Consider the following 23,955-nt stretch of genomic DNA (forward strand, 5'->3'; position numbering starts at 1 on the left):
ATCCGCCCCTTTCGCGCAGGACATTGCAGGGGCGGCCGCGTTCTTACTCCACGCGCGTCACGCTTTGCGGCTTGAAGCCCAGGTCGGCCGACTTGCCCTTGCGGCCGCGCGTGCCACGGGCATTGTTGAGACTGCGGATCTCCAGCGTCTCGCTGCGCTCCTTGCCGCCGCGGCCCAGGCCATCGATGCGGATGCTGCGCGTGTAGGCGGCAGCGCCCGCCAGCGTGTCCTTGTCCTCCAGGTCGAGCAGCATGAGGCCGCGCCCGCCCTTGGCCATGTGCTTGAGGCTGGCGATCTCGAAGGTGAGGATGCGGCCACCCGTGGAAGCGCAGATCACATGCGTGGCCGGCAGCAGCAGGCCCGCGCCCTGCTCGCCTTCCTGCGGCTCGGCGCGTGCGCCCATGGGCACGCCGTAGGCCGTGGACGGGGCGCACAGCGTCTCGCCGTCGGCCAGCGTGACGAAGGCCTTGCCCGCCTTCTGGCGCGAGACCATGTCGCTCACCATGGCCACGAAGCCGTAGCCACCCGACCCCGACAGCAGCAGCGCCGTGCCCTCGGCACCGGCGAAGTAGTACAGGATCTGGGTGCCGGCCTCCAGCTCGATGAGCGTGGTCACGGGCTGGCCATCGCCGCGCCCGCCGGGCAGTTGCGCCACCGGCACCGAATAGATGCGGCCATTGCTGCCAAAGGCCAGCAACTGGTCCACGGTGCGGCACTCGAAGGTGCCGTGCAGGCTGTCGCCGGCCTTGAAGCTCAGCGTGCCCGCATCGACGCCATGGCCCTGGCGCGTGCGCACCCAGCCCTTGTCCGAGATGATGACCGTGGTGGGTTCATCGACCACCTTGACTTCGGCGACGACCTTCTTTTCCTCCTGGATCAGCGTGCGGCGCGCATCGGCGAACTGCTTGGCATCGGCCTCGATCTCCTTGCAGATCAGGCGGCGCATGGTGCTTTCGCTGCCCAGGATGTCTTCGAGCTTGCCTTGCTCCGTGCGCAGCTCCTTGAGTTCCTGCTCGATCTTGATGGCCTCCAGCCGCGCCAGCTGGCGCAGGCGGATTTCAAGAATGTCGTCGGCCTGGCGCTCGGACAGCGCAAAGGCATCGATCAGCGCCTGCCGGGGCTCGTCGCTGGCCCGGATGATGGCGATGACCTTGTCGATGTTCAGCAGCACGGCCTGGCGGCCTTCGAGGATGTGGATGCGGTCCAGCACCTTGGCCAGCCGGTGCTGGCTGCGCCGCGTGACCGTGGTCTGGCGGAAGGCGATCCATTCCTCGAGCATCAGGCGCAGGCTTTTCTGCACCGGGCGGCCATCGAGGCCGATCATGGTCAGGTTGATGGAGCTGGACGACTCCAGGCTGGTATGCGCCAGCAGCGCCGTGATCAGTTCCTGCTGCGGCACCTTGCCGGTCTTGGGCTCGAAGACCAGGCGCACGGGCGCATCCTTGCTGGACTCGTCGCGCACGCCGTCGAGCACGGCCAGCATGCTGGCCTTGAGCTGGGTCTGTTCCTGGCTCAACGCCTTCTTGCCGGTCTTGACCTTGGGGTTGGTGATGTCTTCGATCTCTTCGAGCACCTTCTGCGCCGAGACGCCGGGCGGCAGCTCGGTCACCACGATCTGCCACTGGCCGCGCGCCAGTTCCTCGATCTTCCAGCGCGCGCGCAGCTTGAGGCTGCCACGGCCCGTGCGATAGGCGTCCTGGATGTCGGAGGCGCTGCTGATGATCTGCCCGCCACCCGGATAGTCGGGGCCGGGGATGATCTGGAACAGTTCCTCGTCGCTGAGCTGGGGCCGCTTGATCAGGGCCACGCAGGCGTCGGCCACCTCGCGCAGGTTGTGGCTGGGGATTTCCGTGGCCAGGCCCACGGCAATGCCGCTGGCGCCATTGAGCAGGGCGAACGGCAGGCGCGCGGGCAGTTGCTGCGGCTCCTGCGTGCTGCCGTCGTAGTTGGGCACGAAGTCCACCGTGCCCATGTCGATCTCGTCGAGCAGCAGGCCGGTGATCTTGGACAGGCGCGCCTCGGTGTAGCGCATGGCGGCTGCGCCGTCGCCGTCGCGGCTGCCGAAATTGCCTTGGCCATCGACCAGCGGATAGCGCTGGTTGAAGTCCTGCGCCATGCGCACCAGCGCGTCGTAGGCCGACTGGTCGCCGTGCGGGTGAAAGCGGCCCAGCACATCGCCGACCACGCGTGCGCTCTTGACGGGCTTGGCTGCCGTGTTGTGGTTGGGACCGCTGTAGCTCAGGCCCATGCGGTCCATGGCGTACAGAATGCGCCGCTGCACGGGCTTGAGGCCGTCGGTCACATCGGGCAGTGCCCGGCCCTTGACCACGGACAGTGCGTATTCGAGATAGGCCCGTTGCGCGTACTGGCCCAGGTCCAGTGCATCGCCGGCCGCCTGTTGTGCCAGATCCAGAGAGGTTTGGTCGCTCATGAAGAAATTCGTGATCTCAAAAAATGCAATGAATGCCGCTCATTGCGGCGTGGGCAGTCCTGTGGGCAGCGTCATGCGCACCCGGGGCGTGGTGCCCGGCAACGCCGCTGCTGCAGGCGCTGCAGGGCCCGCGCGCTCGCGCCCGCCCTGCAGCTGCTCGTAGATGCCGAGCACGGCCTTCACGTAATTGCGGGTTTCCTGGAAGGGAGGGATGGCCTGGCCCGCGCGCCGCACGGCGCCCTCGCCTGCGTTGTAGGCGGCCAGCACCAGGTCCAGCCGGCCGGGGAACAGCCCCATCAGATGGTTGAGGTAGCGCGCGCCGGCCGGCACGTTGACGGCCGGATCGGCCAGTTGCTGCTGCACGCTGCGCTGGCGGCTGGCCTCCACGCCGAAGCGCTGGGCCGTGGCCGGCATCAGCTGCATCAGGCCGACCGCCCCCTTGGGCGAGATGGCCTGCGCGTCAAAGCCCGACTCGACGGCGATCACGGCCTTGAGCAGGTCGTAGTCCACGCCCGTGTGGTCCGCCGCCTTGCGCAGATGGCCGCGCACGCTCTTGTAGCGCGGCGAGATGTCGAAGAAGCTTTGCAGCCGCGTATGCGCCTGCAGCCTGCGGCCGGCATCGCCGCTGCCGTCAGCGTCGGCAGCGGCCTCGGCCTGCACCATCGGGGGCTTGAGCCCCTGCTCGGCGCTGTCATAGACCGAGCCGCGAAAGTACAGCCTGTAGCGCTCGTCCAGCGCCTCGGCAGCGAAGTGCGTGATGCCGCGCTCGTCCACGAAGGCCCAGAGATCGGCATGCGCCGGCCGCGCCAGCCCCCACAGCGCCAGGGCCAGGCCCAGCGCCGCCAGCGCGCGCACCCCGGCGCCGCGCGCCGGGTGCGGGCGGTGCTTCAGGGCGGCGCGGAGCACAGTCATGGGTCAGATATCGACTTCAATGGCGTCGCCATGGAGCTCCATGAGCTCGCGGCGCGCTGCGGCCTCGCCCTTGCCCATGAGCTTGGTGACGACCTGCTCGGCCGCCGCGAAGTCCAGGTTCATGAACTGCACGGGCAGCAGGCGGCGCGTGTCGGGGTTGAGCGTGGTCTCCCACAGCTGCTCCGCATTCATCTCGCCCAGGCCCTTGAAGCGGCTGATCTGGCATTTCTCGCGCGGCACGCCGTCCTTGGCCGATTTGTCCAGGATGGCGGTCAGCTCGCCCTCGTCCAGCGCGTACATCTTGGCCGCAGGCTTCTTGCCGCGCGCAGGCACGTCCACACGGAACAGCGGCGGCAGCGCCACATGGATGTGGCCGGCCTCGATGAGCTTGGGGAAATGGCGGAAGAACAGCGTCAGCAGCAGCACCTGGATGTGCGAGCCGTCCACGTCGGCATCCGAAAGAATGCAGACCTTGCCGTAGCGCAGGCCCGACAGGTCGGGCGTGTCGTTGGGGCCATGCGGGTCCACGCCGATGGCCACCGAGATGTCATGGATTTCGTTGTTGGCGAACAGCCGGTCGCGGTCCACCTCCCAGGTGTTGAGCACCTTGCCGCGCAGGGGCAGCACGGCCTGGGTTTCCTTGTTGCGGCCCATCTTGGCGCTGCCGCCGGCCGAGTCGCCCTCGACCAGGAAGACCTCGTTCAGGCTCAGGTCGCGGCTTTCGCAATCGGTGAGCTTGCCCGGCAGCACGGCCACGCCCGAGCCCTTGCGCTTTTCGACCTTCTGGCCCGCCTTCTGGCGGGTCTGCGCGGCCTTGATGGCGATCTCGGCCAGCTTGCGGCCCCATTCCACGTGCTCGTTGAGCCACAGCTCCAGCGCGGGGCGCACATAGCCGCTGACCAGGCGCACGGCATCGCGCGAGTTCAGGCGCTCCTTGATCTGGCCCTGGAACTGCGGGTCCAGCACCTTGGCGTTGAGCACATAGCTGGCGCGCGCAAAGACGTCGTCCGGCATGAGCTTGACGCCCTTGGGCAGCAGCGAGTGCATCTCGATGAAGGCCTTGACCGCCTGGAACAGGCCGTCGCGCAGGCCGCTGTCATGCGTGCCGCCGGCGGTGGTCGGGATCAGGTTGACATAGCTTTCGCGCAGCGGTGCGCCGTCCTCGGTGAAGGCCACGCACCAGGCGGCGCCCTCGCCTTCGGCAAAGCTGTCGTGGTGGCGGTCGGCAAAGCCCTCGCCCTCGAACAGGGGGATGACCGCCTCGCCATGCAGGCTTTGCTGCAGGTAGTCGCGCAGGCCGCCCTTGAACTGCCAGGTCTGGGTGTCGCGCGTCTTCTCGTTGACCAGGGTCACCGAAACGCCGGGCATGAGCACGGCCTTGCTGCGCAGCAGGTGCATCAGCTCGCCCATGGGCAGCTGGGGCGATTCGAAATAGCGGGCATCGGGCCACACGCGCACTGTCGTGCCCTGCTTGCGTTCGCCTGCGGCCAGCGGCCGCGACTGCAGGGGCTCGACCACGTCGCCGCCCGAGAAGGCGATGGTGGCCACCTTGCCCTCACGGTGGATGCAGGCCTCAAGGCGCGTGGCCAGCGCATTCGTGACCGAGACGCCCACGCCGTGCAGGCCGCCCGAGAAGCTGTAGGCGCCGCCCTTGCCCTTGTCGAACTTGCCGCCCGCATGCAGCCGGGTGAAGACCAGCTCCACCACGGGCGCCTTTTCCTCGGGATGCATGCCGAAGGGGATACCCCGGCCGTCGTCTTCGACGCTGTAGGAGCCGTCGGAATGCAGGGTGAAGCGGATTTTCTTGCCGAAGCCGGCCAGTGCCTCGTCGGCCGCGTTGTCGATCACCTCCTGCAGCACGTGCAGGGGGTTGTCGGTGCGCGTGTACATGCCGGGACGCTGCTTGACGGGCTCAAGGCCCTTGAGCACGCGTATCGAGCCTTCGGAGTATTCGCTGGCGGAAGTGGGAGATGGTTTGACTGCCATGGGGGCGGATTGTAGTGCGCGGCCCGGCTCAGTGCTGGATGCATTCACAGTCATTGACATTGACTATCCCGAAAAAGCCGCTGCCATCAAGGGCCGCGCTGGCGCATGGGCGACCCAAGCGGCACAGCGCAAAACCCGGAGTTTCGCTAAAGTTTGCCGCATGCAAAAAAACAACCAACCCATGTCCATGGTGCAGATACTGCTGTGCGGGGGCGCAGTCGTGACGCTGTCCATGGGAATCCGCCATGGCTTCGGCCTGTGGCTGCAGCCCATCACCCAGGAAATGGGCTGGACGCGCGAGTCCTTCGCGCTGGCCATCGCCATCCAGAACCTGTCCTGGGGCGTGCTCGGCATCTTCGGCGGCATGCTGGCCGACCGCTTCGGCGCCTTCCGCGTGCTCCTGGTGGGCGCGCTGCTGTATGCGCTGGGCCTGGCCGGCATGGCCATGGCGCCCACGACAACCTGGTTCGCCCTGACGGCCGGCGTGGTGATCGGCGCAGCCCAGGCAGGCACCACGTATGCCGTGATCTACGGTGTGCTGGGCCGCCAGATTCCCGTGGCGCGGCGCAGTTGGGCCATGGGCGTGACGGCGGCGGCGGGCTCCTTCGGCCAGTTCTTCATGGTGCCCGTGGAAGGCAGCCTGATCTCGAACTTCGGCTGGTCCAACGCCCTGCTGCTGCTGTCGCTGTGCGCGCTGATGATCATTCCGCTGGCCTTCGGCCTGCGCGAGCCGGGCTTCCAGCCCGGCAACACCCGTCCCGTGCGCGACCAGAGCGCGGGCCAGGCAGTCGCCGAAGCGCTGCGCACGCCCAGCTTCGTGCTGCTGACGGCCGGCTACTTCGTCTGCGGCTTCCAGGTGATGTTCATCGGCGTGCACATGCCCAGCTACCTCAAGGACTACGGGCTGGCGCCACAAGTGGCCAGCGTGTCGCTGGCGCTGGTGGGACTGTTCAACATCGTTGGCACCTACGTGGCCGGCAACCTGGGCCAGCGCCTGCCCAAGCGCTACCTGCTGTCCACCATCTACTTCACGCGCTCGGTGGTGATCGTGCTCTTCCTGCTCGCGCCGCTGACGCCCTGGTCGGTCTATATCTTCTCGGCCGCCATGGGACTGCTGTGGCTGTCCACCGTGCCGCTGACCAATGCCACCGTGGCCCAGATCTTCGGCGTGCAGCATCTGTCCATGTTGAGCGGAATGGTGTTCTTCAGCCACCAGGTCGGCAGCTTTCTGGGTGTCTGGCTGGGCGGCTATCTCTATGACCACACGGGCAGCTACCAGGTGGTCTGGTACCTGGCCATCGGCCTGGGCGTGGCCGCCGGCCTGCTGAACCTGCCCATCCGCGAAGCCCCCGTGGCACGGTTGCGCGCAGCCCAGGCCGCTGCCTGACATGACGACATCCATGACCACATCCACCAGGCCCCGCCCACGCATCCTGCGCAGGCTGGCGCTGTGGGCCGCCGTGCTTATGGTGCTGGGCCTGGTATTCATGCTCTACCTGCAGCCGCAGTTCATGCTGGGCATGGCAGACCAGATCTGGGCCTGCTTCTGAAATGGAAGCGGGAGCGGCGAAGGCCCGGCGGCACAATGTCGGCCGCTTTCACTTTATTTCCAAAATTGCACATGCACGCAGCCACGCCGCCCTCGCCCTGGATCCAACGCTGGTCGCACCTTCTGGCGCCCCAGGCCTCGGTGCTTGACGTAGCCTGCGGGCCCGGCCGGCACATGCGCTGGTTCCATGCGCGTGGCCACGCCGTCACCGGGGTGGACCGCGACGCCCAGGCCCTGGCCGGCCTGCAGGGCGTGGGCGAGCTGCTGTGCGCCGACATCGAAAACGGCCCCTGGCCCCTGCCCGGCCGGCAGTTCGGCGCCGTGGTCGTGACCCACTATCTGTGGCGCCCGCTGTGGCCGGCACTGCTGAACAGCGTGGCCCCCGGCGGCGTGCTGCTGTACGAAACCTTTGCCCAGGGCAATGAGGCTTTCGGCAAGCCTTCCCGCCCTGATTTCCTGCTGGCGCCCGGCGAGCTGCTGCAGGCCTGCGCGGGCTGGCACATCGTGGCCTACGAGCACGGCCAGCTGGGCGAGCCCGATCGCATGGTCCAGCGCATTGCGGCACTGCGCCCCGATGCAACAGGCCGGGAACCCGTGGCCATGCTGGCGCATCAGAAGGCGTCAGGCTCTGCAATCGCCTGAATCCCTACAGGCGCCCGCCTTGGGCCTGCCTCCGACACTCGTTAGAATGATCCTTTCCCGTTTTTTCTTGCGGACATGACATCCTCCTCCGTCGCTCTCACTGGCAGCATCGTTGCCCTCATCACGCCCATGCACGAGGACGGTAGTGTTGACTACCCGGCGCTGCGAAAACTCATCGATTGGCATGTGGCCGAAGGCACGGACTGCATCGGCGTGGTGGGAACGACAGGTGAATCCCCCACCGTCAACGTGGAGGAGCACTGCGAAATCATCCGCGTGTCCGTCGAGCAGGCCGCAGGCCGCGTGCCCGTGATGGCCGGCTGCGGCGCCAACAGCACGCACGAGGCCATCGAGCTGGCCCGCTACGCCAAGAAGGTCGGCGCCGACAGCCAGCTGCAGGTCGTGCCCTACTACAACAAGCCCACGCAGGAAGGCCAGTACCAGCACTTCAAGGCGATTGCCGAAGCGGTGGGCGACCTGCCCGTGGTGCTCTACAACGTGCCCGGCCGCTCCGTGGCCGACATGCAGCACGACACCGTGCTGCGCCTGGCGCAGATCCCCGCCATCATCGGCATCAAGGAAGCCACGGGCAACATCGAGCGCGCCCAGTGGCTGATCCGTGAAGTGCCCAAGGACTTCGGCGTGTACTCCGGCGATGATCCGACCGCTGTGGCCCTGATGCTGTGCGGCGGCCACGGCAACATCAGCGTCACGGCCAACGTGGCACCGCGCCTGATGAGCGATCTGTGCAAGGCGGCCCTGGCCGGCGATGTGCGCACCGCCATGGACATCCAGCTGCGCCTGATGCCCGTGCACAAGAACCTCTTCGTCGAGGCCAACCCCATTCCCGTCAAGTGGGCCGCAGCGCGCCTGGGCCTGTGCGGCCCGGCCATGCGCCTGCCGATGACACCTCTGAGCAAGAACCTGGAAGCCACCGTGGAAGCCGCCCTGGGCTCCGCTGGCCTGCTGTGAGGCGCCCCGCCCCACCGACCGAACGCACCAAGGATATTCGCGTGAAACAGCCCATTGCACGTCTGAGCCTGCTGAGCCTGGCCATCGGCCTGACAGCCTGCACGACCACGTTCCAAGAGAGCAAGATCGACTACAAGAGCGCCGGCAAGCAGCAGGCGCCCACCCTGGAAGTCCCCCCGGATCTGACCCAGCTGTCCACGGACTCGCGCTATGCCGTGCCCGGCGGCGTGGTCTCCGCCGCAGCCATGGAAGCCAACTCCAAGGCGCAAAAGCCCAGCGAAGGCCGCACGGCCACCGTTGCAATGGGCGATGTGCGCATCGAGCGCAACGGCGAACAGCGCTGGCTGGTGATCAAGCGCCCGGCCGACCAGCTGTGGGAGCCCGTGCGTGACTTCTGGCTGGAAAACGGCTTCATCTTCACCACCGAAGACCGCCAGCTGGGCATCATCGAGACCGACTGGGCCGAGAACCGCGCCAAGATCCCGCAGGACGTGATCCGCAAGACGCTGGGCAAGGTCTTCGACGGCCTGTACTCCACCAGCGAGCGCGACCGCTTCCGCACACGCCTGGAGCGCTCAGCCGACGGCTCCACCGAGGTCTACATCACGCACCGCGGCATGCAGGAGGTCTACACCAGCGCCCAGAAGGACCAGACCATCTGGCAGCCGCGCCCCTCCGACCCGGAACTGGAAACCGAATTCCTGCGCCGCCTGATGGTCAAGCTCGGCGTGAGCCAGGAGCAGGCCGATGCCGTGGCCAAGGCCAACACCACCACGGCAGCCGCCACCGGCAGCGTGCGCATGGAGTCCGCCAACGGACAGCCCGTGCTGCAGATCGACGAAGGCTTTGACCGCGCATGGCGCCGTGTCGGCGTGGCCCTGGACCGCACGGGCTTCACCGTGGAAGACCGTGACCGCAGCCGCGGCATCTACTTCGTGCGCTATGTCGCGCCTGACGCCAAGGTCGAGCCCAAGGGCTTCTTCGGCAAGCTGTTCAGCCGCTCGCCCGATGCGGCCGCGCCGGTCAAGTACCAGATCCAGGTGCGCAGTGAAGGCGACAAGTCCACCGTCACCGTGCTCAACACCCAGGGCCAGCCCGAGACATCGGCCAATGCCCAGCGCATCGTGCGCGTCATCACCGACGACATGAAGTAAGCAAGCCTCTTTTCGGGCCTTGGGGCGGCAGCGTCCGCCCTTGGCTTGCAGCCACCGCGCAGTCATTTGCCGGTGGCTTTTTTACTGGACCAAAGCAAAGCGAAGACGAAAAAAAACCGCAGCCCGAAGGATGCGGTTCTTTCGCGGCAGAGGCCGAAACCTCTGCCATCGGCGAGGGCCGAATTACTGCTTGGTGGCTTCCTTGGCGGCAGCGTCGGCAGCAGCCTTGGCGGCGTCTGCAGCGGCAGCGTCAGCAGCGGGAGCAGGTGCTGCAGCGTCAGCGGCAGGCGCTGCGGGAGCAGCAGCGTCGGCGGCGGGAGCAGCAGGAGCTTCTGCGGGAGCGGGAGCTGCCGGTGCGGGAGCTTCAACGGCGGGTGCGGGAGCGGGGGCCGGAGCCTCTTCCTTCTTGCCGCAAGCGGCCAGAGCTGCAGCAGCGATCACGGTAGCCAGGATCAGAGAGTTCTTCATCACAGTTTCCTAGAGAGTAGGTAAGAAGACAGTACACAGGAGGGGCCCCGCCACTTGCGCCACCGGATGCGGGCAACCGGTACGCGGCAGCCAGGCCACGTCAAACACATTCATTCGACTTGGAGCGAATTATAGGGAGATTTTCTCAAGGCTGACTGAAACTGACAACCTCTGAACAATTCCGCACAAATCCTCTTGCCAAGTCCGAATGGGGCAGCACGAAGCTGCCTTGGCGTCCACTGTGTAACAAAACCAGGTTGCTGTCAATTTACTGACGAACCCAAGACAATTCTTTACAAATCTATCGGAGTCCGCCTTGAATCAGCAGAACGCTGTCAACGGTGAATGCCCGAACTTAGCATGACTGCGTCACAGCGTCTACCCGGTTCAGGACAGCGGCCCGCCTCGCACCCAGCCGGCGTCAAACCAGGAGGACAGCAGCTCCAGCGCGTCATCGCTGGCCTTGGCCAGATCGGCGCGTGACAGGGCGCGCGTATCGGCCAGCTTGCGCATCAGGGTGGCATCGCGGCCACCGGCCAGATAGCTTTCGCCGTTGATGAAGATGTGTTTTGCGTCATACATCATGCGCGTGCGGCGATCGAGGACCACGCTCTCGAACATGCCGTGTTCCTCGCCATGCTCGAACCAGACATTGGCCTTGGGCTCGGTCATGTACTCGCCCAGCGCGCGCTCCAGCGCCAGCGGCTCGGCCAGCGCGCGCTCCAGCGCCTTGCGCGCGAAGTCGTGCAGGCTCGACGGAATCTCGCCCGGGGCCTCGACGGCGGGCTGGTCGGGGTCGCGGTAGACCATGGGCGCTTCGGGTTCATCGGGCTCGTCGGACATGCGCAGCAGCAGCTCGCGGGCCAGTTCGTCGCGCGCGGGCGAGCGAAAGCCGATGGAGTAGGTCATGCACTCGCCCTCGGCGATGCCGTCATGGGCCCACTTGGGCGGCAGGTAGAGCATGTCGCCGGGCTCGAGCACGAACTCCTCCTCGGGCTCGAAATTCGAGAGCACCTTCAGCGGCACATCGGGCTGCAGCGACAGGTCCTTCTGGCGGCCGATGCGCCAGCGCCGGCGGCCATGCGCCTGCAGCAGGAAGACGTCGTAGCTGTCGAAATGCGGGCCGACGCCGCCCTGGTCGGTGGCAAAGCTGATCATCAGATCGTCCAGCCGCGCCTCGGGCACGAAGCGGAACTGCTGCATCAGCTGGTGCACGCCGTCGTCGTGCAGGTCCACGCCCTGCACGAGCACGGTCCATCCGGGCTTTTGCAGCGAGGGCAGGCTGCGGCGCGACAGCGGGCCGTGGCTGAGCTTCCAGTGGCCACCGTCCTGCTGCTGGATCAGGCGCGATTCCACACCGTCCTCGCCTGCCATGGCCAGCAGCCTGGCGCGGGGAATCAGGGGCTTGAAGCCCGGGATTGCCTGGCGCACCAGCAAGGGCTTCTTGTGCCAGTGGCGGCGCATGAATTGGGAAGCGGTAAGCCCGCCCAGCAGGGCAAGCGGTGTGTTGGTGTCCATGAAATGGTCCGAAGTGAGCGAAGAGACAGGGCGGCATTGTCCTATGCGGGCATTGCCCTGTCCTGGCGCCAGCGCAAGCTGCCCCGCAATGGCTTCGTGGCAGTCAGCCGGCCGGCTTGCGCATGGCCCTGAAATCCGAGGGCGACAGGCCCGTATAGATCTTGAAAGCGCGGCTGAAATGCGCGGTGCTGCCAAAGCCGCAATCCATGGCGACCTCGGTGATGGTGCGCTGCGCCTGGGCGGGCTGCAGCAACTCGCGCATGCACAGCTCCAGGCGGCTGTGCTGTATGAAGGCGCCCAGGCTGGTCTGGCTGTCCGCGAAGGCGTTGTGCAGGTGGCGCTTGCTGCAGTTGAGCGCGGCGGCCACCGACTCCACCGACAGGCCCGGGTCGCGCAGATGGGCCGCCACATGGGCGCGGATGCGGTCCTGCAGCGCCAGTTGCTGCGTGCCTGCCGTGCCCTGCCCGGCCAGCTCCTGCAGCGACAGATGGACCATGTCCACCAGCAGCTCGCCCGCGCGGCGCGCCAGATGCGGCGCCATGCCGGGCAACTCCTGGTAGGTGCTGCGCATGGTTTCCAGCGCGATGCGGGCAATGCCCGAGCTGCCGCCCACATTGCGCCCCATCAGCCCTTCCAGCCGGATGCCCCGTTCCACGATGGCTTGGCGCGGCAGCATCACGATGAGGTGTTCGGACCATTCGGGGTTGGTGACCTCGTACTCCTGCGCCGTGTCATAGATTACCCAGCTGCCCTTGCGCACGCTGGCCTCGCGGTTGTGCTGTCGCACGCTGGCCACGCCCTCCCAGGGCGCGACGATCTTCAGATAGGGGGACTCATGGGCGCGCAGGCCCTGCATGCTGCGCATGACGCGGTGGCGGCCCGCCTCCAGCCGAGTCAGCACCACATCGCCGGCATTGGCCACGCGCACATGGCCTTCGAACAGGCGATCGCCATAGACATCGGTATCCAGGCCCGCAAACAGGCGCGACATCCAGGCGTGCCAGGCCGACGCCGTCTCGCCGGGCGGCAGTCCGTCGGTGCTCAACACCATGGCATCGGTCATGTGCGGTCTCTCCTGCTCGCCGCACGGGTGAAGGATCTGTGTGCGGCCATGGACGTGATTATGGGAAAGTGCAGGCCCGTCGCGCCCCATGGCTTTCCCCGCGGACAGCCAGGACAAGGGTAAACCCCGGAGCCCGTGCACGATCCGTCATGCGCTTTGTGCGCGCAGCGGGCTGCCTGCGCCATCGCCTGCTTCTACGATGACCGGCACGCCCGGCTACGCCAACGCCCAGGCCACAACCGCATACCAAGGAGACAGTCATGATCGAACAAACCATGCTCATCGCAGGCCAGGCCGCACAGGCCGGCAATGGCGCCACCTTCGAGCGCCGCAATCCGCTGGACGGATCGGTGGCCACGCGCGCCCCGGCCGCCACGCCCGAAGATGCCGTGCGCGCCGTCGAGGCCGCGCAAAAGGCCTTCCCCGCCTGGGCCGCGCTGGGCCCGACCGAACGCCGCCAGATGCTGATGAAGGCATCGCAGGCGCTGGAGGCCAAGACCGAGGCGTTTGCCGCCGCCATGGCCGCCGAGACCGGCGCATCGGGCATCTGGGCCGGCTTCAACGTGCACCTGGCCGCCAACATGTTCCTGGAGGCCGCATCGCTGACCACCCAGATCAATGGCCAGATCATTCCCTCGGACGTGCCCGGCAGCCTGGCCATGGCCGTGCGCCAGCCCGCCGGCGTGGTGCTGGGCATTGCGCCCTGGAATGCACCCGTCATCCTGGCCGTGCGCGCCATTGCCACGCCGCTGGCCTGCGGCAACACCGTGGTGCTCAAGGGCTCGGAACTGTGCCCCGCCACGCACGGCCTGATCATCGAGGCCCTGCAGGAAGGCGGCCTGCCGCCCGGCGTGGTCAACTTCGTGACCAATGCGCCCGAAGATGCCGGTGCCGTGGTCGAAGCCATGGTGGCCCACCCGGCCGTGCGCCGCGTGAACTTCACCGGCTCCACGCGCGTGGGCCGCATCATCGGCCAGACCTGCGCCAAATACCTCAAGCCCGCCATCCTGGAGCTGGGCGGCAAGGCGCCCTTCGTGGTGCTGGACGATGCCGACATCGACGCCGCCGTGGCCGGCTGCACCTTCGGTGCCTTCGCCAACTCGGGCCAGATCTGCATGTCCACCGAACGCATCATCGTGGACGAGTCCGTGGCCGGTGATTTCCTGGACAAGCTCGTGGCCCGTGCCACCTCGCTGCCGCTGGGCGATCCGCGCAAGGGCCCCGTGGTGCTGGGCTCGGTGGTGGATATGGCCACCGTGGAGCGTGCCAACCGCCTGATCGACGACGCGCTGGCCAAGGGCGCAAAACTGCTGTGCGGCGGCAAGGCCACCAACACCCTGATGGCCGCCACGCTGATCGACGGCGTCACGCCCGAGATGGACATCTTCCGCGAGGAAACCTTCGCCCCCGTCAAGGCCATCGTGCGCGTGCGCGGTGAGGAGCAGGCCATCGCCATGGCCAATGACAACGAATTCGGCCTGTCCTCGTCCGTCTACACCCGCGACACCGCACGCGGCTGGCGCGTGGCCGCGCGCATCGAGGCCGGCATCTGCCACGTCAACGGACCCACCGTGCATGACGAGGCCCAGATGCCCTTTGGCGGCGTGAAAAACTCGGGCTACGGCCACTTCGGCGGCCAGGCAGGCATCGATGCCTTCACCGAGACGCGCTGGATCACCATGCAGACCACCCCCCGCCACTATCCGTTCTGATCGGCAGGACTCGCCGCCCGGCCTGCACAGCAGCCGGGCAGCCGTGGGAAAATCGCGCCAACGCGGCCGCCGGCACGCCTTCTTCAAACACGGGCGCGCGCGGCGGTCTTTCTTTTTCCCCACTGCGGCATGGGCCGCACAAGCTGCACACCATGGAAATCACAGAACAATGCGTGGTCGCTCTGACCTGGACCCTCAAGGACACCCTGGGCGAGGAACTGGACGTGCTCGATGAGCCCGTGGAGTTCCTGGTCGGCGGCGACGATCTGCTCAAGCGCATCGAGGAAGCCCTGCAGGGCCACGGCCAGGGCAAGACCCTGGACCTGCACCTGGAGCCCGAGGAAGCCTTTGGCGACTACAACGAAAGCCTGATCTTCCTGGAGCCGCGCGCCCTGTTCCCGGCCGAGCTGGAGGAAGGCATGAGCTTCGAGGCCAGCGCCCTGCCCAAGGGCTGCAGCGCCGTGCAGCCCGACCTGCTCTACACCGTCACGGAAATCTATCCCGAGCACGTGGTGCTGGACGGCAACCACCCGCTGGCCGGCATTGCGCTGCGCCTGCACCTGAAGGTCGAAGGCGTGCGCGAGGCCACCGAGGAGGAAATCGGCCGCGGCTCGGCCGGTACCGGATTCTTCCGCATCCAGCCCATGGCACCGGGCAACGACACGCTGCACTGAAATTGCCGCGCTGAAATGGCAAAGGGCTCCCTGCGGGGAGCCCTTTTGCATGGAGCGAGCCTGGTACTCAGCGAATCAGCTGGTTGTTGTCCACGCGCACGCTCTCGCCTATGCGCAGCTGCGGATTGTTCTGGTAGTCGAACACGCGCGTGCTGCCGTCGTTCAACTGCACGGTGACGCGGTAGACATCGCGCAGGTCGCCAGGGCCGGTGTTCTTCTCGATGGCATTGCCCGCCATGGCACCGCCCACCACGCCCGCAATGGTGGCGATGTCGCGCCCACTGCCCTTGCCCACCTGGCGGCCCAGCACCCCGCCGACCACGCCGCCCACCACGGCCCCTGCGCCTATGCCCGAGCCGCCAATGCCGCTGGGCTGCTGGATCTGCACCAGTTGCACATTGGTCACGCGCCCCTGCTGCACATAGCCACCGCCGCCCGGGTAGGCCGTGCCGGGCTGGCCGCCGTTGGGATAGCCACCGCTGGGGTAGCCGCTGGTCGGATAGCCGCCGGCTGGATAGCCACCGGCAGGGTAGCCGCCACCCGGGTATCCGCCCTGCTGGGGGTAGCCCGCGCAGGCGCTGAGCATCAACGCGGCAATGCAGCCGGCGCCCATGGCGCTCAAGCGATGAATGGAAGGCATGAGAATCTCCTGTGTACTGTCCGTGGATCGATCAAGGGCAGCCACCGGACCGGCCGGCGGCTGCATACCGCTTCAACGTCCCAGGCCGCATGCCTGCCGACCGGACAGAACACTTGCTGACAAAAATCAGCCTGCCCACCCGGCCTCAATTGCGTGCGCGGATGCTGAGCACGTTGCCGTTGTTGCCATCGACGTAGAGCTTCACAGGGCGGCCATCGCCGGTCTGGCCCTTGACCTGGTAGAGGCCGTCCTCCCACTCGATCTCACGCAGGTCGCGGTAGCCCAGGACTTCCATGCGCTCGAAGATTTCGCGGATGCTCAGGCCCGGCCCCTGGAAGGCGCCGCGCACGGAGGCCACCGTGGTGGCCACGGCCTCGCCGGCCTGTACGGTCACGGAAGGCCCGCCCGTGGCGGCGGCCTGGGCCTGCACCTGGGCGACCAGCCCGGCAGTGGCGATCAGAACAATGCCCAGGCCCGTCAGGCCATGGCGTGCAGCGCGGGAAATCAGTTGTCGGATGGAAGGCATGAGGTTCTCCTTTGGCATGTGAAGGTCGGCGACTGGGCCGGCGATTGGGTCGGCGATTGGGCTGGCGATGCATCTGAAAAGGCCGCATCTGCCGGCTGCTGCGCCTTCGTTTCCGTTGGATTGCGACGGCGTGCAGCCATTGTTCGATGCAGGCCATGAACGCAAGCTGAAGCAGCCGTTCATCCGAGGTTCATCCACGCTGGGCTATAAAGTTTTCCATGCCCACTCCATGCTTCTCCATTCCTCGCAGGTCCTGGATGCTGCTGGCCGCACTGCTGCTGATGGCGGCGGCCCTGGCCTCCTGGACCACGCCCTCGGATGCCGGCGACAGCGACCATGAACTCGCTCGCCAGGCCCTGCAGCAAGGCCGCGTGCTGCCGCTGCGCACCGTGCTCGATCAGGTCGAGCGCGACTACCAGGGCCAGGTCATCAAGGTCGAGTTCGAGCATGACGACGGCCGCTTCATCTACGAGATCCGGCTGCTGCAATCGGGCGGCCGCGTGGCCAAGCTCAAGATCGATGCACGCGATGGCAAGGTGCTGAGCTTCAAGCGCAAGGACTAGACGCAGATGCGAATCCTCGTGGTGGAAGACGAGCCCACGCTCTGCGGGCAACTGGTACAGGCCTTGCAGCAGGCAGGCCATACGGTGGAGACGGCCGCGGACGGCGCAACGGCCCAGTACCTGGGCGAGGTCGAGGAATTCGACGCCGCCGTGCTGGACCTGGGCCTGCCCGTGCGCGACGGGCTCACCGTGCTGCGCGCCTGGCGTGCGCAGGGCAGGGTCATGCCGGTGATGATCCTCACGGCGCGCGGCGCCTGGCATGAGAAGGTGGCCGGCATGGATGCCGGCGCCGACGACTATCTGGCCAAGCCCTTCCACATGGAAGAGCTGATGGCCCGCCTGCGCGCCCTGCTGCGCCGGCTCAGCCCGCACGCCAGCGCCCAGTGGCAATGCGGCCCCATCGTGCTGGACTCGCGCCATGCCCGCGTGAGCGTCGCCGGCCAGCCGCTCACGCTCACCAGCCATGAATTCAAGGTGCTGGCCCTGCTGATGCAGCGCGTGGGGCAGGTGATATCGCGAACCGAACTGTCAGAACACATCTACCCGCAGGACAGCGACCGCGACTCCAACACCATCGAGGTCTTCGTCGGCCGCCTGCGCAAGAAGCTGCCGGCCGGCAGCATAGAGACCGTGCGCGGCCTGGGCTACCGGCTGGTGGAAGGCGCGCCTGCTGCATGAACGCGCCGCAGGAAAGACAGGTATCCCGGCTTGGCGATTCGCTGCGCCTGCGCCTGCTGGCCGGCACGCTGGCCTGGGTGCTGGCGGCCGTGCTGCTGGCCGGCTGGGGGCTGCGCGGCCTGTTCCGCGACCACATCGCGCAGCAGTTGCAGGCGCAGCTGGTGCTGCAGCTCGACCAGCTCAGCGCAGCCGTCAACAGCCTGCCCGGAGGGCGCATCGAAGTCGGACTGGCCGTGGGCGACCCGCGCCTGGCGCAGCCGCTGTCGGGCCTGTACTGGCAGATCGACCAGGTGAGCGATGGTGCGGGTCCGCCCGAGAAGGCCGGCTTGCTGCGCTCTCGTTCGCTGTGGGACCAGACGCTGGACTGGCACCAGTTCCGCGCCGATGCCGGCCGCCCGGATGAGCACCACGAGGACACGGCGCTGAACACCGGCATGCTGCCCGATGGCCAGGGCCACCAGCTCGTGGCCGTGGCACGCCCCCTGCAATTGCCCGAAGCCGACGCGCCGCCGTTGCGCCTGATCGTTGCGGCCGACAGCGCCCTGCTGGCCGAGCCCATGCAGCGCTTCACCACCATGCTGATCGCCGCACTGGGAACGCTGGCGGCCGGGCTGGTGCTGGCCGTGGTGCTGCAGCTGCGCCTGGCGCTGCGGCCGCTGCAGCTGCTGCGCAAGGGCCTGTCCGACGTGCGCAAGGGGGCAACGCCGCGCCTCGAAGGCCGGTTTCCGCAGGAACTGCGCCCCCTGGTGCAAGAATTCAACCATGTGCTGGATGTGAACGCCGACATGGTGCAGCGCGCGCGCACGCAGGCCGGCAACCTGGCCCATGCGGTGAACACGCCGCTGTCCATCCTCGGCAATGCCGCCGCGCAGGAAGGCGGGGCGCTGGCCGAACTGGTCCGCGAGCAGGTCGCCAGCGCCAGCCGTCAGGTGGACCACCATCTGGCACGCGCCCGCGCTGCGGCCCGCCAGGCCACAGGCCTGCGCACGCCGCTGGAGCCGCCGCTGGCCTCGCTGGTGCGCACCATGGAGCGGCTGCACGCCGGCCGCGGCATCCGCTTCGCGCTGAAGGGCGATGCGCAGCCTTGGGACTTTCTGGGCGATGGCCAGGACCTGATGGAAATCCTGGGCAACCTGCTGGACAACGCCGGCAAGTGGGCGGCCCAGGCCGTGAGCCTGGAAGTCCAGGGCCTGGAGCACGATCAGGCCGGCGGCCCCTTGCTGCTGACGGTGGACGATGACGGCCCCGGCATCGAAGACGCCGACCTTGGCCGCATCTTCGAGCGCGGCGAGCGCCTGGACGAACGCAGGCCCGGCGCAGGCCTGGGCCTGGATATCGTGCGTGACCTGGTGCAGACCTATGGCGGCAGCATCGCGGCCAGCCGCTCGCCACTGGGCGGCCTGCGCATGCAACTGCGCCTGCCGGGGGCAAAAAGACAGGCGTGACGGCAGGAGCCGCGCAGCAGCGGCTCAGTGCCCTCTAAGGGGCTTTTCAGTGTCCTCTCAGCGCACGCAGCACCTGCACCAGGGTGTCTGCCTGGGGAAACAGCCAGTCGGCCAGCGCGCCAAGCGCCACGGCGGCCACCAGTGCGCCCAGCACCGGCTTCCAGCTCAGGCGCAGCGCGGCCAGCAACCAGCCTTCGCGCTCCACCACATAGAGCGTGCGCGCCATCAGCAGCGCAAAGGCCACCTCCACCGCCACGGCCAGGAACAGGTCGGCCCCAAAGACCAGCCACAGCAGCGACCCTGCCCCCGTGACCGCGACCAGCAGCGCCGCAAACACCAGCAGCACGGGAACCAGGACGACGGCGCCTTCGTCCAGCCCATCGATGCCCGGCATATCGAAGCCTTGCGACGCCGAGGAAGCGGCCTCGGACATGGCGCCGCCGTCATCCCAGCTGCCGCTGGATCCACCGCCGCCATACGAGCCGCCCTGCCCGCTGTCGAATCCGCCAGCCTCCGGCGTGCGGGCCGGTGAAGAGCCGCTGCCGCCGGGCGTCACATCGGGAACATCGGACACCTCCCAGTCGCGGCGCAGCATGCATTCGGCCCACAGGCGCAGCAGCAGCAGGTACAGCAGATAGCCGCAGGCCAGGGCCACGCCATAGCGCAGCGCCATGCTGTGCATGCCCGCGTGCAGCAGGCCCAGGCTCAACAGCGACATGCCGGCCAGGCTCAACCCGCCCGTCAGTGCCGCATGCAGGCGCAGCCAGTGGCGCTGCTGCAGGCGGCGGCGCATGCGGTCTTCCTGCGTCAGCATCACGCGCGTCCATGACGCGGATGGGCGGTGGCGCGTGCGCCGGGATGGCCTGGCCATGCGGATTCCTCCCTGGAGCGATGCCCGGGCAGCGCGGCTGCGGGCGTTTTCTGGCTGAGCGCCTTATTGCTTGCCGGTGGAGCCGTAGCCGCCCGCGCCGCGCTCGGAAGCCGACTCGAACTCCTCGACCACATTGAAGCTGGGCTGCACCACGGGCACGATGATCAGCTGGGCCAGGCGGTCCATGGGCTGCAGCGTGAAGGCCGTGGTCGAGCGGTTCCAGGCGCTGACCATGAGCTGGCCCTGGTAGTCGCTGTCGATCAGGCCGACCAGGTTGCCCAGCACGATGCCGTGCTTGTGGCCCATGCCCGAGCGCGGCAGGATCATGGCCGCGTAGCCGGGGTCCTTGAGGTACATGGCCATGCCCGTGGGCACCAGTTGCCATTGGCCGGGCTCCAGCATCAAAGGCGCATCGATGCAGGCGCGCAGGTCCAGGCCCGCGCTTCCCGGCGTGGCGTAGGCGGGCATGTTCTCGCGCAGGCGCGCGTCAAGGATCTTGATATCAACGTTCATGGAAACAATCTGGGGAGCGCCTCACGGCAGGCTCTCTTGAAAAGCAAAGCGCGCATTGTGCCCCGCGCCGTCACCCGGACGACTTGAGCCCGCTGCGAAAGCCTTTGACGATGGCATTGATGATGGTGAGCAGCAGGATGAAGGGGCCGATGCCCGGAATCACCACGGCCAGGATCAGGCCGATCACGATACCCAGCAACTGGCCCGGACCTATCTTGAAGACCGTCTTCTTGACGGCCTTGGCGGCGGAGGAGGCCTGGGCTTGCTGTGCCCGCGCCGCCTGCCGGCCGCGATCGGCCCTGCCACCATTTCTATCGCCGTTCCTGTCGCCATTCCTGTCGCCTGCAGACGGCTGGCGCCCCGGCAGGGCAGGCACCGAAGCCTGCTGCGCGGCGATGCGCGCCTTCTCGGCCGCAGCCTGCACCTGCTCGCGCACGCGCTCGACCACGGACTGGGACTGCGCGCCCGGCGTGGCCACCGCATCGGTGAAATCGCTGCGTCCCTGCACCATCCAGCCGTGGGCCGCAGAGCGGTACAGGGGGCTGGCGCGCAGCAGCTCGTCCACATAGCGCACATAGTCGCCGTGGCGGGGGCCTTCGTAGGTGTTCTGTGACATGCGGGCCTTCGGTAGTGTCAACGGGCGGGCGGCAGGCGCCGGGCGATCTCGGCCACCAGCTGGCGCGCCAGCAGGGACTTGGAGGCGTGCGGCAGCTCCATGGTGCCAGCCTCGTCGATCAGCAGCAGGGCATTGTCATCCCGCCCAAAGGTTGCGGGACCGATATTGCCCACCAGCAGCGGCACCTGCTTGCGCAGGCGCTTGGCGCTGGCGTGCTGCAGCAGGTCATGGCTTTCGGCGGCGAAGCCCACGCAGTACAGCCGGCCGCTGCGTGCGGGCTCGGACTGCGCGGCGGCCGCCAGGATGTCGGGGTTCTCGACGAAGGTCAGCGTGGGGGTCTGGCCCGAGCCGTCCTTCTTGATCTTCTGGTCTGACGCCGTGGCCGGGCGCCAGTCGGCCACGGCCGCCGTGGCGATGAACACGCCGGCTTGCGGCAATTGCTGGTGCACGGCGTCAAACATCTGCTGCGCCGATTGCACGTCGATGCGCTGCACGCCGCGCGGCGTGCGCAGGTGCACGGGCCCGGCCACCAGGGTCACCTGGGCGCCCGCCTCGCGGGCGGCGCGCGCAATGGCAAAGCCCATCTTTCCGCTGGAATGGTTGGTAATGCCGCGCACGGGGTCAATGGCCTCGAAGGTCGGGCCCGCCGTGACCAGCACCTGGCGGCCCTGCAGCAGCTTGGGCGTGAAGAAGGCAGCCAGCTCCTCCATGATTTCCTCGGGCTCCAGCATGCGGCCGTCGCCCACCTCGCCACAGGCCTGGTCGCCCGTTCCCACGCCCAGCACCATCGCACCGTCGGCCGCCACTTGCGCCAGGTTGCGCTGCGTGGCCGGGTGCGCCCACATCTCGCGGTTCATGGCAGGCGCCAGCAACAGGGGCACGCGGTCCATGGGGCGCGCCAGGCACATCAGGCTCAGCAGCTCGTCGGAGCGGCCCTGCACCAGGCGCGCGATGAAGTCGGCACTGCAAGGCGCGATCAGCATGGCATCGGCCTCGCGACTGAGGTTGATGTGGGGCATGTTGTTGGGCTCGCGTGCATCCCACTGCGAACCATAGACGGGGCGGCCCGACAGCGCCTGCATGGTCACCGGGGTGATGAACTGCTCTGCCGCCTCGGTCATCACCACCTGCACGGTGGCCCCGGCCTGCACCAGCAGGCGCACCAGCTGGGCAGATTTGTAACAAGCCACGCCTCCGGAGAGGCCGAGCACCAGATGTTTACCTGCGAACACTTCAGTCATGGCGCGCAATTTAGCAGAGCCGGAGCATCCGAGCAGCCCCGCGCGGCGCGGCGAATTCGGCGGCGCATCTATAATCCTGCTTTACCACCACCAATAAAAGACATGACCAAATTTGTCTTCGTCACAGGCGGTGTGGTGTCTTCCCTGGGCAAGGGAATCGCCTCAGCCTCCCTTGCTGCGATCCTCGAATCGCGCGGCCTCAAAGTCACCCTCATCAAGCTGGATCCCTACATCAACGTGGACCCGGGCACCATGTCGCCCTTCCAGCACGGTGAAGTGTTCGTGACCGATGATGGCGCCGAGACCGATCTGGACCTTGGCCACTACGAGCGTTTCATCGAAACGCGCATGAAGCAGTCCAACAACTTCACCACCGGCCGCATCTACCAGAGCGTTCTGGAAAAGGAGCGCCGCGGCGACTACCTGGGCAAGACCGTGCAGGTGATCCCGCACGTGACCAACGAAATCCAGGAGTACATCAAGCGCGGCGCCGGCCTGGGCACGCCTGACGCTGTCGATGTCGCCATCTGCGAAGTCGGCGGCACGGTGGGCGATATCGAGTCCCTGCCCTTCCTCGAAGCCGTTCGCCAGCTGGCCCTCAAGCAGGGCCCCAACAACACGGCCTTCGTGCACCTGACCTACCTGCCCTGGATTGCCACGGCCGGCGAGCTCAAGACCAAGCCCACGCAGCACACCGTGCAGAAGCTGCGCGAGATCGGCATCCAGCCCGACGCCCTGCTGTGCCGCGCGCAGCACCAGGTGCCGGAAGAGGAGAAGGAAAAGATCTCGCTGTTCACCAACGTTCCCGAGTGGGGCGTGATCTCCATGTGGGACGTGGACACCATCTACAAGGTGCCCCGCATGCTGCACGAGCAGGGCCTGGACGGCCTGATCTGCGACAAGCTGCGCCTGAACACGCCGCCCACCAACCTCAAGCGCTGGGACGACCTGGTCCATGAGACCGAGCACCCGCAGGGCGAGGTCAAGATCGCCATGGTCGGCAAGTACGTCGAGCTGTCGGACGCCTACAAGTCCGTCAACGAGGCGCTCAAGCACGCCGGCATGCAAAGCCATGTGGCAGTGAAGATCACCCACGTCGATTCCGAGACCATCAGCGACGCCAATGCGCGCGACAAGCTCTCGCAGTACGACGCCATCCTCGTGCCCGGCGGCTTCGGCTCGCGCGGCGTGGAAGGCAAGATCTCCACGGCCCGCTACGCCCGCGAGAACAAGGTGCCCTACCTGGGCATCTGCCTGGGCATGCAGGTGGCCACCATCGAATACGCCCGCCACGTGGCCGGCCTCGAAGGCGCCAACTCCACCGAGTTCGACCCCAAGTCCGCCAACCCCGTGATCGCCCTGATCACCGAGTGGAAGGATGCCGACGGCACGGTCAAGACCCGCGACGAGAACTCCGACCTGGGCGGCACCATGCGCCTGGGCGCGCAGTCCTCCGACGTGCAGGCCGGCACGCTGGCCCACAGCATCTACGGTGATGTGGTCACCGAGCGCCACCGCCACCGCTATGAAGCCAACGTCCAGTATCTGGACCAGCTGCGCGAAGCGGGCCTGGTGATCTCGGCGCTGACGCAGCGCGAGCAGCTGACCGAGATCGTCGAGCTGCCCAAGGAAGTTCACCCCTGGTACATCGGCGTGCAGTTCCACCCCGAGTTCAAGTCCACGCCGTGGAGCGGCCACCCGCTGTTCAATGCCTTCGTGAAGGCTGCGATCGAGCGCCAGAAGGCGCCGCGCAAGCCCTGATCCCGCACCGCCGCCCACCA

23 protein-coding genes are annotated in these 23,955 nt (G+C 67.4%); 11 read left to right on the plus strand and 12 right to left on the minus strand.

Translation table 11 applies throughout. The annotated features are described in order from the left end of the window. Positions 1 to 43 precede the first annotated feature (43 nt). From parC to ACUTR7_RS12675, 3 genes are read right to left on the minus strand one after another with little or no spacing between them, the layout of a single operon-like run. Positions 44 to 2,431, minus strand: coding sequence for a DNA topoisomerase IV subunit A (gene parC, locus ACUTR7_RS12665; RefSeq protein ID WP_034396406.1), 2,388 nt, complete (start codon positions 2,429 to 2,431; stop codon positions 44 to 46). A gap of 39 nt (positions 2,432 to 2,470) precedes the next feature. Then, on the minus strand, positions 2,471 to 3,343 hold the full coding sequence (locus ACUTR7_RS12670; protein WP_043819169.1) for a lytic transglycosylase domain-containing protein: 873 nt from the start codon (positions 3,341 to 3,343) through the stop codon (positions 2,471 to 2,473). A gap of 3 nt (positions 3,344 to 3,346) precedes the next feature. Further along, positions 3,347 to 5,329 carry a DNA topoisomerase IV subunit B gene (locus ACUTR7_RS12675; protein WP_012206884.1) on the minus strand — a complete coding sequence of 661 codons (1,983 nt, stop codon included), beginning with the start codon at positions 5,327 to 5,329 and terminating at the stop codon, positions 3,347 to 3,349. 160 nt (positions 5,330 to 5,489) lie between these two features. Here ACUTR7_RS12675 and ACUTR7_RS12680 point away from each other — a divergent pair, with 160 nt between their 5' ends. The 5 genes from ACUTR7_RS12680 (at position 5,490) to bamC (ending at position 9,646) form a co-directional block, all read left to right on the plus strand. Further along, positions 5,490 to 6,716 (plus strand): MFS transporter, encoded by a 1,227-nt coding sequence (locus ACUTR7_RS12680; protein WP_404827537.1) that lies wholly within the window; start codon positions 5,490 to 5,492, stop codon positions 6,714 to 6,716. A 13-nt stretch (positions 6,717 to 6,729) separates the two neighbouring features. Then, complete coding sequence (locus tag ACUTR7_RS12685; RefSeq protein WP_180319011.1) at positions 6,730 to 6,879, plus strand: hypothetical protein; 150 nt, start codon at positions 6,730 to 6,732, stop codon at positions 6,877 to 6,879. A gap of 71 nt (positions 6,880 to 6,950) precedes the next feature. After that, positions 6,951 to 7,520, plus strand: a complete 570-nt coding sequence (locus ACUTR7_RS12690) for a class I SAM-dependent methyltransferase (protein WP_445608958.1) — start codon at positions 6,951 to 6,953, stop codon at positions 7,518 to 7,520. Between the two features lie 75 nt (positions 7,521 to 7,595). Next, entirely contained in the window at positions 7,596 to 8,492 is an 897-nt protein-coding gene (gene dapA, locus ACUTR7_RS12695; RefSeq protein WP_012206888.1) for a 4-hydroxy-tetrahydrodipicolinate synthase, read from the plus strand. Between the two features lie 41 nt (positions 8,493 to 8,533). Continuing rightward, positions 8,534 to 9,646, plus strand: a complete 1,113-nt coding sequence (bamC, locus tag ACUTR7_RS12700; protein ID WP_013801116.1) for an outer membrane protein assembly factor BamC — start codon at positions 8,534 to 8,536, stop codon at positions 9,644 to 9,646. A 183-nt stretch (positions 9,647 to 9,829) separates the two neighbouring features. On the opposite strand, the gene ACUTR7_RS12705 is transcribed toward bamC, so the two are convergent. The 3 genes from ACUTR7_RS12705 to ACUTR7_RS12715 all read right to left on the minus strand — a co-directional run bounded on the left by ACUTR7_RS12705 (position 9,830) and on the right by ACUTR7_RS12715 (position 12,695). Next, positions 9,830 to 10,114, minus strand: coding sequence for a hypothetical protein (locus tag ACUTR7_RS12705; RefSeq protein WP_012206890.1), 285 nt, complete (start codon positions 10,112 to 10,114; stop codon positions 9,830 to 9,832). Between the two features lie 387 nt (positions 10,115 to 10,501). Next, positions 10,502 to 11,632, minus strand: coding sequence for a cupin domain-containing protein (locus ACUTR7_RS12710; RefSeq protein WP_013801115.1), 1,131 nt, complete (start codon positions 11,630 to 11,632; stop codon positions 10,502 to 10,504). Between the two features lie 103 nt (positions 11,633 to 11,735). Continuing rightward, positions 11,736 to 12,695, minus strand: coding sequence for an AraC-like ligand-binding domain-containing protein (locus ACUTR7_RS12715; RefSeq protein WP_013801114.1), 960 nt, complete (start codon positions 12,693 to 12,695; stop codon positions 11,736 to 11,738). Between the two features lie 260 nt (positions 12,696 to 12,955). Between ACUTR7_RS12715 and ACUTR7_RS12720 the strand changes: the two genes are divergently transcribed. Both ACUTR7_RS12720 and ACUTR7_RS12725 read left to right on the plus strand, forming a co-directional pair. After that, positions 12,956 to 14,407, plus strand: a complete 1,452-nt coding sequence (locus ACUTR7_RS12720) for an aldehyde dehydrogenase (protein ID WP_445608959.1) — start codon at positions 12,956 to 12,958, stop codon at positions 14,405 to 14,407. A gap of 152 nt (positions 14,408 to 14,559) precedes the next feature. Further along, entirely contained in the window at positions 14,560 to 15,081 is a 522-nt protein-coding gene (locus ACUTR7_RS12725) for an FKBP-type peptidyl-prolyl cis-trans isomerase (protein ID WP_012206894.1), read from the plus strand. A 67-nt stretch (positions 15,082 to 15,148) separates the two neighbouring features. Here ACUTR7_RS12725 and ACUTR7_RS12730 read toward each other — a convergent pair whose 3' ends face one another. Together ACUTR7_RS12730 and ACUTR7_RS12735 are read right to left on the minus strand one after the other, a co-directional pair. Next, the gene (locus tag ACUTR7_RS12730) at positions 15,149 to 15,721 is read right to left on the minus strand and encodes a glycine zipper 2TM domain-containing protein (RefSeq protein WP_034396430.1); all 573 of its coding nucleotides are present in this window, start codon (positions 15,719 to 15,721) and stop codon (positions 15,149 to 15,151) included. Between the two features lie 145 nt (positions 15,722 to 15,866). Beyond that, positions 15,867 to 16,247, minus strand: a complete 381-nt coding sequence (locus ACUTR7_RS12735) for a PepSY domain-containing protein (protein ID WP_013801111.1) — start codon at positions 16,245 to 16,247, stop codon at positions 15,867 to 15,869. A 257-nt stretch (positions 16,248 to 16,504) separates the two neighbouring features. Between ACUTR7_RS12735 and ACUTR7_RS12740 the strand changes: the two genes are divergently transcribed. The 3 genes from ACUTR7_RS12740 to ACUTR7_RS12750 are packed head-to-tail and all read left to right on the plus strand — an operon-like array spanning position 16,505 to position 18,933. Next, positions 16,505 to 16,810 carry a PepSY domain-containing protein gene (locus ACUTR7_RS12740; protein ID WP_012206897.1) on the plus strand — a complete coding sequence of 102 codons (306 nt, stop codon included), beginning with the start codon at positions 16,505 to 16,507 and terminating at the stop codon, positions 16,808 to 16,810. Positions 16,811 to 16,816: 6 nt separating this feature from the next. Then, positions 16,817 to 17,488, plus strand: coding sequence for a response regulator transcription factor (locus ACUTR7_RS12745; RefSeq protein ID WP_012206898.1), 672 nt, complete (start codon positions 16,817 to 16,819; stop codon positions 17,486 to 17,488). Beyond that, positions 17,485 to 18,933: a sensor histidine kinase gene (locus ACUTR7_RS12750; protein WP_099733035.1), complete on the plus strand. Its 1,449-nt coding sequence runs from the start codon at positions 17,485 to 17,487 to the stop codon at positions 18,931 to 18,933. The genes ACUTR7_RS12745 and ACUTR7_RS12750 overlap by 4 nt, the downstream gene beginning before the upstream one ends. Before the next feature lie 46 nt (positions 18,934 to 18,979). Here ACUTR7_RS12750 and ACUTR7_RS12755 read toward each other — a convergent pair whose 3' ends face one another. From ACUTR7_RS12755 to coaBC, 4 genes are all read right to left on the minus strand, one after another. Then, positions 18,980 to 19,804 carry a hypothetical protein gene (locus ACUTR7_RS12755; RefSeq protein WP_216294197.1) on the minus strand — a complete coding sequence of 275 codons (825 nt, stop codon included), beginning with the start codon at positions 19,802 to 19,804 and terminating at the stop codon, positions 18,980 to 18,982. Positions 19,805 to 19,867: 63 nt separating this feature from the next. After that, positions 19,868 to 20,317: a dUTP diphosphatase gene (dut, locus tag ACUTR7_RS12760; RefSeq protein WP_071956572.1), complete on the minus strand. Its 450-nt coding sequence runs from the start codon at positions 20,315 to 20,317 to the stop codon at positions 19,868 to 19,870. A gap of 70 nt (positions 20,318 to 20,387) precedes the next feature. Then, entirely contained in the window at positions 20,388 to 20,933 is a 546-nt protein-coding gene (locus ACUTR7_RS12765) for a hypothetical protein (protein ID WP_096913746.1), read from the minus strand. A gap of 17 nt (positions 20,934 to 20,950) precedes the next feature. After that, on the minus strand, positions 20,951 to 22,174 hold the full coding sequence (coaBC, locus tag ACUTR7_RS12770) for a bifunctional phosphopantothenoylcysteine decarboxylase/phosphopantothenate--cysteine ligase CoaBC (protein WP_216294196.1): 1,224 nt from the start codon (positions 22,172 to 22,174) through the stop codon (positions 20,951 to 20,953). A 102-nt stretch (positions 22,175 to 22,276) separates the two neighbouring features. Here coaBC and ACUTR7_RS12775 point away from each other — a divergent pair, with 102 nt between their 5' ends. After that, positions 22,277 to 23,935, plus strand: coding sequence for a CTP synthase (locus ACUTR7_RS12775; protein ID WP_012206904.1), 1,659 nt, complete (start codon positions 22,277 to 22,279; stop codon positions 23,933 to 23,935). Positions 23,936 to 23,955 lie beyond the last annotated feature (20 nt).

It is taken from the genome of Delftia sp. NA_296.1, from assembly GCF_052692095.1.

What these genes read in the sequence shown, in the direction of transcription:
- parC (WP_034396406.1), bottom strand. Translation starts at nt 2,431, where the DNA reads ATGAGCGACCAAACCTCTCTGGATCTGGCACAACAGGCGGCCGGCGAT.
- ACUTR7_RS12670 (WP_043819169.1), bottom strand. Translation starts at nt 3,343, where the DNA reads ATGACTGTGCTCCGCGCCGCCCTGAAGCACCGCCCGCACCCGGCGCGC.
- ACUTR7_RS12675 (WP_012206884.1), bottom strand. Translation starts at nt 5,329, where the DNA reads ATGGCAGTCAAACCATCTCCCACTTCCGCCAGCGAATACTCCGAAGGC.
- ACUTR7_RS12680 (WP_404827537.1), top strand. Translation starts at nt 5,490, where the DNA reads ATGCAAAAAAACAACCAACCCATGTCCATGGTGCAGATACTGCTGTGC.
- ACUTR7_RS12685 (WP_180319011.1), top strand. Translation starts at nt 6,730, where the DNA reads ATGACCACATCCACCAGGCCCCGCCCACGCATCCTGCGCAGGCTGGCG.
- ACUTR7_RS12690 (WP_445608958.1), top strand. Translation starts at nt 6,951, where the DNA reads ATGCACGCAGCCACGCCGCCCTCGCCCTGGATCCAACGCTGGTCGCAC.
- dapA (WP_012206888.1), top strand. Translation starts at nt 7,596, where the DNA reads ATGACATCCTCCTCCGTCGCTCTCACTGGCAGCATCGTTGCCCTCATC.
- ACUTR7_RS12705 (WP_012206890.1), bottom strand. Translation starts at nt 10,114, where the DNA reads ATGAAGAACTCTCTGATCCTGGCTACCGTGATCGCTGCTGCAGCTCTG.
- ACUTR7_RS12710 (WP_013801115.1), bottom strand. Translation starts at nt 11,632, where the DNA reads ATGGACACCAACACACCGCTTGCCCTGCTGGGCGGGCTTACCGCTTCC.
- ACUTR7_RS12715 (WP_013801114.1), bottom strand. Translation starts at nt 12,695, where the DNA reads ATGACCGATGCCATGGTGTTGAGCACCGACGGACTGCCGCCCGGCGAG.
- ACUTR7_RS12720 (WP_445608959.1), top strand. Translation starts at nt 12,956, where the DNA reads ATGATCGAACAAACCATGCTCATCGCAGGCCAGGCCGCACAGGCCGGC.
- ACUTR7_RS12725 (WP_012206894.1), top strand. Translation starts at nt 14,560, where the DNA reads ATGGAAATCACAGAACAATGCGTGGTCGCTCTGACCTGGACCCTCAAG.
- ACUTR7_RS12730 (WP_034396430.1), bottom strand. Translation starts at nt 15,721, where the DNA reads ATGCCTTCCATTCATCGCTTGAGCGCCATGGGCGCCGGCTGCATTGCC.
- ACUTR7_RS12735 (WP_013801111.1), bottom strand. Translation starts at nt 16,247, where the DNA reads ATGCCTTCCATCCGACAACTGATTTCCCGCGCTGCACGCCATGGCCTG.
- ACUTR7_RS12740 (WP_012206897.1), top strand. Translation starts at nt 16,505, where the DNA reads ATGCTGCTGGCCGCACTGCTGCTGATGGCGGCGGCCCTGGCCTCCTGG.
- ACUTR7_RS12745 (WP_012206898.1), top strand. Translation starts at nt 16,817, where the DNA reads ATGCGAATCCTCGTGGTGGAAGACGAGCCCACGCTCTGCGGGCAACTG.
- ACUTR7_RS12750 (WP_099733035.1), top strand. Translation starts at nt 17,485, where the DNA reads ATGAACGCGCCGCAGGAAAGACAGGTATCCCGGCTTGGCGATTCGCTG.
- ACUTR7_RS12755 (WP_216294197.1), bottom strand. Translation starts at nt 19,804, where the DNA reads ATGGCCAGGCCATCCCGGCGCACGCGCCACCGCCCATCCGCGTCATGG.
- dut (WP_071956572.1), bottom strand. Translation starts at nt 20,317, where the DNA reads ATGAACGTTGATATCAAGATCCTTGACGCGCGCCTGCGCGAGAACATG.
- ACUTR7_RS12765 (WP_096913746.1), bottom strand. Translation starts at nt 20,933, where the DNA reads ATGTCACAGAACACCTACGAAGGCCCCCGCCACGGCGACTATGTGCGC.
- coaBC (WP_216294196.1), bottom strand. Translation starts at nt 22,174, where the DNA reads ATGACTGAAGTGTTCGCAGGTAAACATCTGGTGCTCGGCCTCTCCGGA.
- ACUTR7_RS12775 (WP_012206904.1), top strand. Translation starts at nt 22,277, where the DNA reads ATGACCAAATTTGTCTTCGTCACAGGCGGTGTGGTGTCTTCCCTGGGC.